The organism is Cupriavidus basilensis, from assembly GCF_000876015.1.
In the GTDB taxonomy this organism is placed as follows: domain Bacteria; phylum Pseudomonadota; class Gammaproteobacteria; order Burkholderiales; family Burkholderiaceae; genus Cupriavidus; species Cupriavidus basilensis_B.
Genome location: NZ_BBQM01000007.1, coordinates 18,441 through 30,640 on the forward strand (window position 1 = coordinate 18,441; position 12,200 = coordinate 30,640).

Sequence of the window (12,200 nt, forward strand, 5' to 3'; positions counted from 1 at the left end):
TGGCGCAGGCGGCGCGCGCAGGGGTCAGCGCGGCTTGGAGCGGAACGGCTTGATGACGTATTTTTCGCCGTGCGCGGCGCAGTCGTCGGCGATGGAATGCCATCTCGCGTGCGTGACCAGATAGGTGCTGCCGTTGATGTCGTCCACCGTTTCCACGGTGTCCCGGCCGAGCTTGAGGTTGCGGCGCGCGGTGGTCAGTCCTGCCTCGCGCATGTCCCGGTATTCGCTTCCGTCCCAGAGGATGTTGGTCTTCTCCTCTTTCCAGTTCACCCACACCTGAAGATTGCCATCGGGCCATTCGTAACCGACGACGCAGAAGTGGTTGGCGACGCGGTTCTTTCCGTCAATGGCGACGCGGTTGCGCATCGCGCGCTCGGGCCCGAGAAAGTATGGGTTCCGCGAAACGACGAACCGGCCCCTGGGCGGGCTGCCGAACGTATCGGGCAGGTCCGCGCCGGCGCAGGCCGGCAGCGGCGCGGAAAGGACGACCGCCACCAGGCCGATGCAAGCGATGCGCGCGCCGGTCATCTACCGGGTCCGCCTGAATGGCTTGATGGTGTACTTCTCCCCATTCGCCATGCAGTCGTCGGCGATCGCGTGCCACCACGCGTGCGTCTCCAGATAGGTGCTGCCGTTGAGGTCGTCCTGCGTCGCCACCGTATCCTTGCCCAGACGCAGGTTGCGGCGTGCCATCGTCAATTGCTTCTCGCGCGTGTCCTTGTAGATACTGCCGTCCCACAGGATGTTGGTCTTCTGCTCGCGCCAGTTGACCCAGACCTGCAGATTTCCGTTCGGCCATTCGTAACCGACGACGCAGAAGTGGTTGGTGACGCGATTCTTTCCGTCAATGGCGACGCGGTTGCGGATCGCGCGCTCGGGCTCGAGGAAGTACGGATTCTGCGAAACGACAAAACGCCCCTTGGGCGGGCTGCCGAATGCGTCGGGCAGCGCGTCGCCTGCCATCGACGGTGCGGAGGCAAGCAGCAGGGCCAGCAGCAAGCCGGATAGTCCCATCTTGGTTGCGATCGTCCTCATTTCCGGTCCTTCATCAATGGGTCGCGGAGGAACTCTTGGGTGAGCGTGTAGAAATCATTGCCGCTCTCCGTCGCAAACTTCACGAAGTTCCGGCCGGGAGATTTCGCTTCGGCGGTCTTCCAGGCGTACAAGCCTGTGGGACACGGATCGCTACCTGGCTTGGTGCCTTTGGCTACCTCGATCGCATCCTTCACGAATTCCCGGGTGGCGATGTGGCGTGAATCGGTTGCGTCGTTGGCAATCCTCGCCAGGTCCTGCAAATTCCTGTTCAGGTTGCCCGCAAGGGTCGGATATTGCTCAAACCCCTCCACCTGCTTCGGCGCCACGATCAGCGCGGCCAGCGTGCCCGCGTTGCCGGCGCCGAAGAACCTGGGCCCGAACTTGAGCCGGTTGAGCAGCACATGCCGCATCCATTGCATCGACAGCAGCGTGCGCGACTGGGAAACGAAGCCCGGCTGGCCGGGGCCTTTGGCCTCGGCCAGCAGCAGGCGCGCCAGCATGCCGGTTTCGTCGCCGGCGGGCGGCAGGGCCAGCGCCGGTTCGAGCTGGATCTCGACGCCCTGCGTGGCGTGATCCGGCGCCCCGCCCTGCGTATGCGCGGTCAATGTCGCGCGCGTTGCGATGCGGACGTCGCCGATGTCGAGCTTGAGCTTTTGCTCGACGTTGCTGTCGCGCGCCGACACCACCGACACGCGCGCCGCCAGCGACGAGCTGGCGATGCGCAGGTGCTTGCGGTCGGGTCCGAGTCCCGACACCTTGAACCACAGGGTATTGCCGCCGATCAGGGTCATCCGGGCGGGCAGGCTGCTGCCGTCCATCCTGAGAAAACGTGCCATTCATTCTCCTGAAGTGCCGTGAAGTCGACACCGCGGATCAGGCTAGCGCGCACCGCGCGCCCGCTTGCTCAGGCCTTTCCCAACGCTGTTGCGGATATTTCCGTAATGCGCGCCATCTTGCGCGTCGTCTCGCCTCTTATCGCTTCTGCTCGCGTGCCGGCAACGGCGAAGGCGAGTCCGGCGGCTGCATGGCGCGCAGCTCCGGTTACGACTTCAACGATCAGGGGCCGCTGCCGGATGCGGTTGGCGCGGACCTATCTGGTGGCCTGATCGTCGACCTGCCCGGTGGCTTGATCGATGGCCGGTCCGTCGACGTGATCGATGGCCTGGCTGGCGGCCTGATCCGGCGACGCCGGGCCTTCCTCCTGGCGGTCCAGACTGTCCAGACCGTCCACGCTGTCCGGCGGCACCGGCGCCGGCGACGGCACGGCGGTCCGGACCGCTGCAACGGGTACGCCGCGCGCCGTCGCGGCCCCCGCTGGCACCGCGGCGCGGCCGAGCTGGGCGCTGATCTCCGCGGCTTCCGCCAGCACGTAGGCCAGCCGCCGCAGCGGCCGCGCCACCTGCAACTGCAGGAACACCACCAGCGCGGCGCCGGCCACGAAGGCCACGCCGTACAGCGACAGCAGCGGCACCAGGCTCGCGCCCTTGCGCGGCAGCTCCAGCAGGCCGGTGACGAGCATCAGCGCCAGCGGACTCACCGCCACCAGCAGCGCCGCGATCTTCGCCATGCCTTCCCACATGCGCAGATGCAGCTCGACGCGGCGGCCGCGCGCGCGCAGCGCCTGCGCCGGGATGCGCGCGAGCGCGCGCAGCAGCGCGCTTTCCGCGTCGTCGGGGCGGTCGATCTGCTCGGCCAGCGGCCCGAGCGGGTCGCGCAGCCGGCGCGCCAGCGCGGGCGCGTGGCTGAGCAGCACGCCGCCGAGCCCGGCCACGCTGCCGGCCAGCAGGCAGTAGAGCAGGCGCAGCAGCCACGGCGCGGGCGCCTGGTGCCGCGCGCGGGCGTAGAGCACCGCGCCGGCCACCAGCAGCGCCGCCAGCGAGCAGCCCCAGAACAGGCCGAACAGGCCGCGCTGCAGCCGCGCCGGATCGAGGCCGGCGTGGCGCGGGGCGGGAGTGTCGGACGGGGATGAAGGCTTGCGCTTGAGCGCGTCGAGCAGCTCGCGGGTGGTGGGGAGCCTGGTCAGCATGGCAATTCGGTTTGCGGTGAGTCATTTCCGCGCGCGGCGCCGGTGGCGCGCGCGCGTGCGCACATTGTCGCCATTTGGCGCGCGCGCAGGGATGCGCGGTGGCGCGGCGCGGGGCTTTTCCCGCAAATTCGGACGTATCGTTGCCGTCACACAACGTGCGGTAATCCCCCGTTGCGCGGCAGCGCAAATCACGTCCCGCGGCGCGATTCCATACTCGGAGTATCGAATCAACTGATCCCGCTTCCCTTTATCCCGCCCCGCCCGCGGGCATAGCATGGCCTCCAACAGTGAATCACCGCCATTCCCAGCATCCCGGCATTGCCCGGAACACATTGCAGGCACATTGGAGACAGACATGCCCAAGATGAGAGCAGTCGACGCGGCCATCGCCGTACTGGAAAAAGAAGGCATCACCACCGCGTTCGGCGTGCCCGGCGCCGCCATCAATCCGTTCTACTCGGCCATGCGCCGCGCCGGCACCATCGACCACTTCCTGGCGCGCCACGTCGAGGGCGCCTCGCACATGGCGGAAGGCTACACGCGCGCCGAGGCCGGCAACATCGGCGTGTGCATCGGCACCTCGGGCCCGGCCGGCACCGACATGATCACCGGCCTGTACTCGGCGTGGGCGGACTCGATTCCCATCCTGTGCATCACCGGCCAGGCGCCGCGCGCGCGGCTCTACAAAGAAGACTTCCAGGCGGTGGACATCGAGTCGATCGCCAAGCCCGTGACCAAGTGGGCCGTGACCGTGCGCGAGCCGGCGCTGGTGCCGCAGGTGTTCCAGCAGGCCTTCCATCTGATGCGCTCGGGCCGCCCGGGGCCGGTGCTGATCGACCTGCCGTTCGACGTGCAGGTCGCCGAGATCGAGTTCGACCCGGCCACCTACCAGCCGCTGCAGCCGTACAAGCCGAGCGCCTCGCGCGCGCAGATTGAAAAGGCCATCGCCATGCTCAACGCGGCCGAGCGCCCGCTGATCGTGTGCGGCGGCGGCGTCATCAACGCCGACGCGGCCGATTTGCTGGTCGAGTTCGCCGAGCTGGTCAACGTGCCGGTGGTGCCGACGCTGATGGGCTGGGGCGTGCTGGCCGACGACCATCCGCTGCAGGCCGGCATGGTGGGCCTGCAGACCTCGCACCGCTACGGCAACGCGACCCTGCTGGCGTCGGACTTCGTGCTCGGCGTCGGCAACCGCTGGGCCAACCGCCACACCGGCAGCGTCGACGTCTACACCAAGGGCCGCAAGTTCGTGCACGTGGACATCGAGCCGACGCAGATCGGCCGCGTGTTCGGCCCGGACCTGGGCATCGTGTCCGACGCGAAGGCCGCGCTGGCACTGTTCGTCGAGATCGCGCGCGAGATGAAGATGGCCGGCCGCCTGCCGTGCCGCAAGCGCTGGGTGGCGGACGTGCAGAAGCGCCGCCGCACCATGCTGCGCAAGAGCGATTTCGACAACGTGCCGGTCAAGCCGCAGCGCGTGTACCGCGAGATGAACCGGTATTTCCCGCGCGACGTGCGCTACGTCTCCACCATCGGCCTGTCGCAGATCGCCGCGGCGCAGTTCCTCTCGGTCAACCAGCCGCGCCACTGGATCAACTGCGGCCAGGCCGGCCCGCTGGGCTGGACCATTCCCGCCGCCATCGGCGTCAAGGTGGCCGCGCCGGAATCCGACGTGGTGGCCATCTCGGGCGACTACGACTTCCAGTTCATGATCGAGGAACTGGCCGTGGCCGCGCAGTTCAAGGTGCCCTACATCCACCTCGTGGTGAACAACTCCTACCTCGGCCTGATCCGCCAGGCGCAGCGCAATTTCGACATGGACTACTGCGTGCAGCTCGCGTTCGACAACGTCAACGCGCCCGAGCTCGACGGCTACGGCGTGGACCACGTGAAGGTGGTCGAAGGGCTGGGCTGCAAGGCGCTGCGCGTGTTCAGGCCGGAAGACATCGCGCCGGCCTTCGCGCGGGCGCGCGAGCTGATGGCCGAGTTCTCCGTGCCGGTGGTGGTGGAAGTCATCCTCGAGCGCGTGACCAATATCGCGATGGGCACCGAGATCGACAACATCAACGAGTTCGAGCCGGTCGAAGACATCGAGGAAGCCGTCCTCGGCGAAGAGGCCGAGACGGCCTGACCCGCAACGCAAGCACACGGCGCGCGCTTGCGGGCGCGCGCGGATGCCATTTTTCCGGAGAGAAGACATGCCAAGACTGGCCGCCAACCTGACCATGCTGTTTACCGAAACGGGCTTCCTCGACCGCTTCGAAGCCGCCGCGCGCGCGGGCTTCCGCGGCGTGGAGTTCCTGTTTCCCTACGCCTTCCACGCCGACCAGATCGCGGACCGGCTCAACCGCTTCCAGCTCGACCTCGTGCTGCACAACCTGCCGGCCGGCAAGTGGGACGCGGGCGAGCGCGGCATTGCCTGCCACCCCGACCGCGTCGGCGAGTTCCAGGACGGCGTGGGCGAGGCGCTCCGGTACGCCAGGGTGCTGGGCGTGCGCCAGTTGAATTGCCTGGTCGGCATCCAGCCGCAGAACGTGAAGCAGGAACAGGCGCAGGAAACGCTGGTGGAAAACCTGCGCTTCGCCGCGCAGGCGCTCGCCGCCGAGCAGATCGACCTGCTGGTCGAGCCGATCAACACCTTCGACATTCCCGGCTTCTTCCTGTCGGGCACGCGCCAGGCGCTGGACCTGATCGCGCAGGTCAACGCGCCCAACCTCTACGTGCAGTACGACATCTATCACATGCAGCGCATGGAGGGCGAGATCGCCGCCACGCTCAAGGCCAACCTGCCGAAGATCAGGCACGTGCAGCTGGCCGACAACCCGGGCCGCAACGAGCCGGGCACCGGCGAGCTGAACTACCGCTTCCTGTTCCAGTGGCTCGACCAGATCGGCTACGACGGCTGGGTCGGCTGCGAGTACAAGCCGAAGACGACCACGGTCGACGGGCTGGGGTGGCGCGCGGAGCTTGGCGTGCAGTAAAGACCGCCGCTTGTTTGCTCCCCTCTCCCGCGAGCGGGAGAGGGGCCGGGGGAGAGGGCTGGCGCCTGCGAATGCCGCCGTGCGGGAAACAGCCGCTGGCCCCGCTTGATGTGGCTCCTGGTCAAACCGCCCCTCTCCCCGGCCTTCTCCCCGTGAGGGGAGAGGGCGAACACCTTGCCTGGGCTGGCTCTGGCGGCTTGGGCCCACTCAAAAAAAAACCGCTGGCTTCATTTCATTTTTTCGCTCCAAGGAGACAACACATGGCAAACCAACGCAACGTCGGCTTCATCGGCCTGGGCATCATGGGCGCGCCGATGGCGGGCCACCTGCGCGCGGCCGGGCACACGCTGTTCGTGCATGACGTCAATCCCGCGCCGCAGGCGCTCGTCGAGGCCGGCGTCACGGTCTGCACCAGCGCCGAGGAAGTGGCCAAGCGCGCCGACATCATCGTCATCATGGTGCCGGACACCCCGCACGTCGAAGCGGTGCTGTTCGCCGACAAGGGCGTGGCCGCCGCGCTCAAGGCCGCGGGCAAGGAAGCCGCGCACGGCAAGATCGTGGTGGACATGAGCTCGATCTCGCCGATCGCCACCAAGGTCTTCGCCGCGCGCATCAACAAGCTGGGCGCGGCCTACCTGGACGCGCCGGTGTCGGGCGGCGAAGTGGGCGCCAAGGCGGCCTCGCTGACCATCATGGTGGGCGGCCCGCAGGAAGCGTTCGACGAGGTGCGCCCGCTGTTCGAGCTGATGGGCAAGAACATCACGCTGGTGGGCGGCAACGGCGACGGCCAGACCACCAAGGTGGCCAACCAGATCATCGTGGCGCTGAACATCCAGGCGGTGTCGGAGGCGCTGCTGTTCGCGTCGAAGGCCGGCGCCGATCCGGCGCGCGTGCGCCAGGCGCTGATGGGCGGCTTCGCCAGCTCGCGCATCCTGGAAGTGCATGGCGAGCGCATGGTCAAGCGCACCTTCGAGCCGGGCTTCCGCATCGAGCTGCACCAGAAGGACCTGAACCTCGCGCTGCAGGGCGCCAGGACGCTCGGCGTGGCGCTGCCCAACACCGCCACCGCGCAGGAGCTGTTCAACACCTGCGCGGCCAACGGGCTGGGCAAGCAGGATCACTCGGCGCTGTGCCGCGCGATCGAGATCATGTCGAACCACGAGATCGCCAAGGGCGGCAAGTAAGCACGCCAGCGCGGCCTGCCGCGCCGGCAGGCCAGTACCGCTCCCCGGCGGCGCCGGGGAGACCGCATTTCCGGACCCATCCATGTACGCCACCGATTCCTACTCCGCCCTGCCGGCGCCGCGCCCGGCCGGCCTCGGCGATCCCCGCGCGCTGCTGCGCGACCTGTTCGACACGGCCGTGGCGTCCGTCAGCGCCAGCCACTGCCTGCCGCCGCAGCTGCCGGCGCCGCCCAGGGGGCGCACCGTGGTGATCGGCGCGGGCAAGGCCGCCGCCGCGATGGCGCAGGCGGTGGAGCGGCACTGGCAGGGCGAGCTGTCCGGGCTGGTGGTCACGCGCTACGGCCACGGCGCGCCGTGCGGCAGGATCGAGGTCGTCGAAGCCGCGCACCCGGTGCCCGACGAAGCCGGCCAGCAGGCGGCCCGGCGCATGGTCGAGCTGGTCGGCGGCCTGGGCGCCGACGACCTCGTGCTGTGCCTGATCTCGGGCGGCGGCTCGGCGCTGCTGGCCGCGCCCGCGCCCGGCATCACGCTGGCCGACAAGCAGGCGGTGAACCGCGCGCTGCTCAGGAGCGGCGCCGACATCGGCGAGATCAACTGCGTGCGCAAGCACCTGTCGGCGCTCAAGGGCGGCCGGCTGGCGCTGCACTGCGCGCCAGCGCGCGTGGAGACGCTGCTGATCTCCGACATCCCCGGCGACGACCCCACGCTGATCGCCAGCGGCCCGACCCTGCCCGACGCCACCACCTGCGCCGACGCGCTGGCGGTGATCGCCAGGTACGGCATCGACTTGCCGGCCCGCGTGAGCGCGCACCTGGAAAGCGGCGCCGGCGAGACCCCCAAGCCCGGCGACGCCCGCTTCGCCGGCCACCGCGCCGTCACGCTGGCCACCGCGCAGCAGGCGCTGGAAGCGGCCGCGGCGCGCGCGCGCGCGCTTGGCGTGGAGGCCCACATCCTGTCCGACAGCGTCGAGGGCGAGGCGCGCGAGGTGGCGCTGGTGCACGCGGCGATCGCCCGGCAGATCGCGCAGCACGGCCAGCCGTTGCGCAAACCGTGCGTGCTGCTGTCCGGCGGCGAGACCACCGTGACCGTGCGCGGCCGCGGCCGCGGCGGGCGCAATGCCGAATTCCTGCTGGCGCTGGCGGCGGCGCTCGACGGCCAGCCCGGCGTGCACGCGATCGCCTGCGACACCGACGGCATCGACGGCTCCGAGGACAACGCCGGCGCGCTGCTGTCGCCGGACACGCTGGCGCGCGCCGGGGCGCGCGGCCTGTCGGCGCTCGCGCACCTGGCCGACAACGACGGCTACGGTTTCTTCGACGGCCTCGGCGACCTGATCGTGACCGGCCCGACCCGCACCAACGTGAACGATTTCCGCGCGATCCTGATCGTGTAGGCAACGCGCATGAACCCAGGCGCGCCCGCCGCGGCGCGCCGCCCGAGAATGGAAGAGGAGACCACATGAGACGCCAGCGCAAAGCCAAGATCGTTGCCACGCTCGGCCCGGCCAGCACCGACATCGAGGTGATCCGGCAATTGTTCGAGGCCGGGGCCGACGTGTTCCGCCTGAACTTCAGCCACGGCTCGCACGAGGACCACCGCCGCCGCTACGACGCGGTGCGCCAGGTGGAGGCCGAGACCGGCCGGCCCATCGCCGTGCTGGCGGACCTGCAGGGTCCGAAGCTGCGCATCGGCACCTTCGCCGCCGGCAAGGTGGCGGTGCGGGCCGGCGACGTGTTCGTGCTCGACAGCGACCCCGGCCCCGGCGACGCCACCCGCGTGCACCTGCCGCACCCGGAGCTGTTCCGCGCGGCCGCGCCGGGGCAGTCGCTGCTGATCGACGACGGCAAGGTGCAGCTGAAGATCGAGTCGGTGGCCAGCGGCAGCATCGTCACGCGCGTGGTCAACCACGGCACGCTGTCCGACCGCAAGGGCGTCAACGTGCCCGACGCGGTGATCCCGATCCCGGCGCTGACCGAGAAGGACCGCAAGGACCTCGACTTCGCGCTGGCGCTGGGCGCGGACTGGATCGCGCTGTCGTTCGTGCAGCGCCCGGCCGACATCGTCGAGGCGCGCGAGATCATCGGCACGCGCGCCGGCGTGCTGTCCAAGATCGAGAAGCCGGCCGCGCTGCAGCAGTTGGAGGAGATCGTGCGCGTGTCCGACGCGGTGATGGTGGCGCGCGGCGACCTCGGCGTGGAGCTGCCGCCCGAGCGCGTGCCGGGCGTGCAGAAGCGCATCCTGCGCGTGTGCCGCCAGCACGGCAAACCCATCGTCATCGCCACGCAGATGCTGGAATCGATGATCGACTCGCCGGTGCCCACGCGCGCCGAAGCCTCCGACGTGGCCAGCGCGATCTACGACGGCGCCGACGCGGTGATGCTGTCGGCCGAGTCGGCCAACGGCCGCCACCCGGTGGCGGCGGTGGCCATCATGGACCGCATCATCGCCGAGGTGGAGCGCGACCCGCTCTACCGCAACCTGCTCGACGCGCAGCACGAGGCGCCGCTGTCCACGCGCCAGGACGCGATCTGCGCGGCGCTGCGCGAGGTCACGCAGATCATCGGCGCGGTGGCCACCGTCACCTATACGTCGTCCGGCGCCACCGCGCTGCGCGCCGCGCGCGAGCGGCCGTGCGCGCCGATCGTCAGCATCACGCCGAACCTGGAGATCGCGCGCCGGCTGGCCATCGCGTGGGGCGTGCATTCCACCGTGAGCCCGGACGTGCAGAGCGTGGACGAGATGGTGAACGCCGCCACCGGCGCGGCGCTGGCCGAGGGCTACGCGCAGGCCGGCGACCAGATCACCATCGCGGCGGGCATGCCGTTCGGCCAGGGCGGCACCACCAACCTGCTGCGCGTGGCCGAAGTCACGGGCGCCGCGCCGGCGCGCGCGCCGCTGGCGGCCGCGGCGGCGGTTACGGCCTGATACATCACTCCCGTTCGCTGGCTGCACCGCCGTTGCTATACTGACCGGCACGCCGTGGCGCACTGCGCGCCGCAGCCACCGGACAGCCAGACAAGCCACACCAGCAACGCGGAGCCACCATGCGTCTCGATGACGAAGCCGAAAGCCAGAACGTAGAAGACCGCCGCGGAGGCGGAGGCGGATTCGGGGGCTTCGGCGCGGGGCCGAGGACGATCGGCATCGGCACCATCATCGTGGCGCTGGCGGCCTCCTATTTCTTCGGCATCGACCCCACCGTGATCATGCAGGGCGCCTCGGTGCTGCAGGGGCAGCAGCCGCAGACCCAGCAGCACGTGCCCAGCCATGCGCCCGCCAACGACCAGATGACGGTGTTCGTGCGCAAGGTGCTCGGCAACACCGAGCGCACCTGGTCGCACATCTTCGAGACCGACCTCAACCGCCGCTACGCGCCGCCCACGCTGGTGCTGTTTACCGGCGCCACGCCCACCGCGTGCGGCACCGGGCAGTCGGCGATGGGGCCGTTCTACTGCCCCGGCGACCAGAAGGTCTACATCGACCTGGCGTTCTACGACGAACTGCGCAAGCGCTTCGGCGCCGGCGGCGACTTCGCCCAGGCCTACGTGATCGCGCACGAAGTGGGCCACCACGTGCAGAACCTGCTGGGCGTGTCCGGCAAGGTGGACGCGGCGCGCCGCCGCATGGGCGAGGCGCAGGCCAACCAGCTCTCGGTGCGCGTGGAGCTGCAGGCCGACTGCCTGGCCGGCGTGTGGGCGGCCACCGCCGAGCGCATGAACCAGCAACTGCTCGAACCCGGCGACATCGAGGAAGGCCTGAAAGCCGCCGCCGCCATCGGCGACGACCGCCTGCAGCGCCAGGCGCAGGGCTACGTGGTGCCGGAAGCGTTCACCCACGGCACCAGCGACCAGCGCGTGCGCTGGCTGCGCCAGGGCCTCGACAGCGGCGACATCCGCAAGTGCGACACCTTCGCCGCCAAGCAGCTCTGATGGCGCGCGCGCGAATGCGCGCACGAACGGCATCGACCGCGTTCAGGCGGGACGGGACAAGGCTGCGGGGAGATGAAACCGGGAACGGCGCGGAGGACGGCGGGACAGCAGGACAGCGGAACGGCGGAACGGCGGAGGAAAAATCACCCGCCCGGCGGGAGAGAGAAGGAGGAGGAGGTCAGCCGGGCGGGTGGGAGATAAAACGGTAGGACGGGGCGGCGGGCCCCTGACGCGAGACGGTCACCGAAGTGACCGCCAGGCGACACGGCGCATCGGGTCAGACCCGGTAGCCGTAGAGCGAGCCGTCGCCGGAACGCGCGTTGTCGAGCGAGGACGCCGCGATTTCGCCACCGGCCGCGCGCGCGCCTTCACTGAACGAATCGAACTTGCCCTGGCGGGCGCCGTCGGTGAACGGATCGAACTTGCCTTGGCGCAGGCCGTCGGTGAACGGGTCGAACTTGTCTTTCTTGGCGCCTTCCGTGTACACGTCGAACTTGCGCAGCGCGTCCGCATAGACTTCGAACTTGCCGACCTTGCTGCCGGCGGGAGCGGCCAGCGCCGCGGCCGACGAGGCCAGGATCAATACGCCTAAGGCGCTGCCAAGGATACGTTTGGCATTCATTTGGGACTCCTTCAACTGATCTATGTATTTTTTTGTCTGCCTTGCCATCGGCCGCGGCAATCTATGTTGCGCTGCGAGCACGAACTGAAGATTAGTGGTTCGGCCTGCAACGAGAAATACCGCTGCGACGAATGGTGCGTTGCGAGTCGTGAAACGCTGGAAGTCCGGACGAACGGCGCCTTTGCAGCGCGAACGGCGTGCGCGAGAAGCGAACGGCGGCGGCGAGCGGGTGGCGCAAGGGCCTCCCGGAAATGGCGCGCGATGGTGGCCGGCCGAGGCCGGAGGCGGGCTGGCGGGGATCGGGGGAAGCGCGCGAAGGGACCTCCGCGCCGCCGGCGCGACGCGGGCGGCGCGGGCCGGGAACCCCTGCCGGGGGCGTTCCCGTATCTGCGGAATGGCTCTGGAATGCGGCTGTTGCGCCGC

The 12,200-nt window shown here is 69.5% G+C and carries 11 protein-coding genes; 6 read left to right on the forward strand and 5 right to left on the reverse strand.

The genetic code is table 11. From position 1 onward, the window contains the following. Nucleotides 1–24: 24 nt before the first annotated feature. From KF708C_RS04420 to KF708C_RS04435, 4 genes are all read right to left on the reverse strand, one after another. Nucleotides 25–528, reverse strand: coding sequence for a hypothetical protein (locus KF708C_RS04420; RefSeq protein ID WP_059410871.1), 504 nt, complete (start codon nucleotides 526–528; stop codon nucleotides 25–27). Then, nucleotides 529–1,035 carry a hypothetical protein gene (locus KF708C_RS04425; protein WP_231586383.1) on the reverse strand — a complete coding sequence of 169 codons (507 nt, stop codon included), beginning with the start codon at nucleotides 1,033–1,035 and terminating at the stop codon, nucleotides 529–531. Continuing rightward, nucleotides 1,032–1,871, reverse strand: a complete 840-nt coding sequence (locus tag KF708C_RS04430) for a hypothetical protein (protein ID WP_156173727.1) — start codon at nucleotides 1,869–1,871, stop codon at nucleotides 1,032–1,034. Before KF708C_RS04430 ends, KF708C_RS04425 begins: the two co-directional genes overlap by 4 nt. A gap of 254 nt (nucleotides 1,872–2,125) precedes the next feature. Continuing rightward, on the reverse strand, nucleotides 2,126–3,061 hold the full coding sequence (locus KF708C_RS04435) for a hypothetical protein (RefSeq protein WP_059410874.1): 936 nt from the start codon (nucleotides 3,059–3,061) through the stop codon (nucleotides 2,126–2,128). Nucleotides 3,062–3,416: 355 nt separating this feature from the next. Here KF708C_RS04435 and gcl point away from each other — a divergent pair, with 355 nt between their 5' ends. The 6 genes from gcl (at nucleotide 3,417) to ypfJ (ending at nucleotide 11,155) form a co-directional block, all read left to right on the forward strand. Next, nucleotides 3,417–5,192: a glyoxylate carboligase gene (gcl, locus tag KF708C_RS04440; protein WP_059410875.1), complete on the forward strand. Its 1,776-nt coding sequence runs from the start codon at nucleotides 3,417–3,419 to the stop codon at nucleotides 5,190–5,192. A gap of 67 nt (nucleotides 5,193–5,259) precedes the next feature. Continuing rightward, nucleotides 5,260–6,042, forward strand: a complete 783-nt coding sequence (gene hyi / locus KF708C_RS04445) for a hydroxypyruvate isomerase (protein ID WP_059410876.1) — start codon at nucleotides 5,260–5,262, stop codon at nucleotides 6,040–6,042. A gap of 260 nt (nucleotides 6,043–6,302) precedes the next feature. Continuing rightward, nucleotides 6,303–7,226 (forward strand): 2-hydroxy-3-oxopropionate reductase, encoded by a 924-nt coding sequence (gene glxR / locus KF708C_RS04450; protein WP_059410877.1) that lies wholly within the window; start codon nucleotides 6,303–6,305, stop codon nucleotides 7,224–7,226. Between the two features lie 82 nt (nucleotides 7,227–7,308). After that, nucleotides 7,309–8,619, forward strand: a complete 1,311-nt coding sequence (locus tag KF708C_RS04455; RefSeq protein WP_059410878.1) for a glycerate kinase type-2 family protein — start codon at nucleotides 7,309–7,311, stop codon at nucleotides 8,617–8,619. A gap of 65 nt (nucleotides 8,620–8,684) precedes the next feature. Continuing rightward, nucleotides 8,685–10,151, forward strand: coding sequence for a pyruvate kinase (gene pyk, locus KF708C_RS04460; protein WP_020200383.1), 1,467 nt, complete (start codon nucleotides 8,685–8,687; stop codon nucleotides 10,149–10,151). 119 nt (nucleotides 10,152–10,270) lie between these two features. Then, nucleotides 10,271–11,155, forward strand: coding sequence for a KPN_02809 family neutral zinc metallopeptidase (gene ypfJ, locus KF708C_RS04465; protein WP_020200384.1), 885 nt, complete (start codon nucleotides 10,271–10,273; stop codon nucleotides 11,153–11,155). Nucleotides 11,156–11,432: 277 nt separating this feature from the next. Here ypfJ and KF708C_RS04470 read toward each other — a convergent pair whose 3' ends face one another. After that, entirely contained in the window at nucleotides 11,433–11,777 is a 345-nt protein-coding gene (locus KF708C_RS04470) for a hypothetical protein (protein WP_029043047.1), read from the reverse strand. Nucleotides 11,778–12,200: the final 423 nt, after the last annotated feature.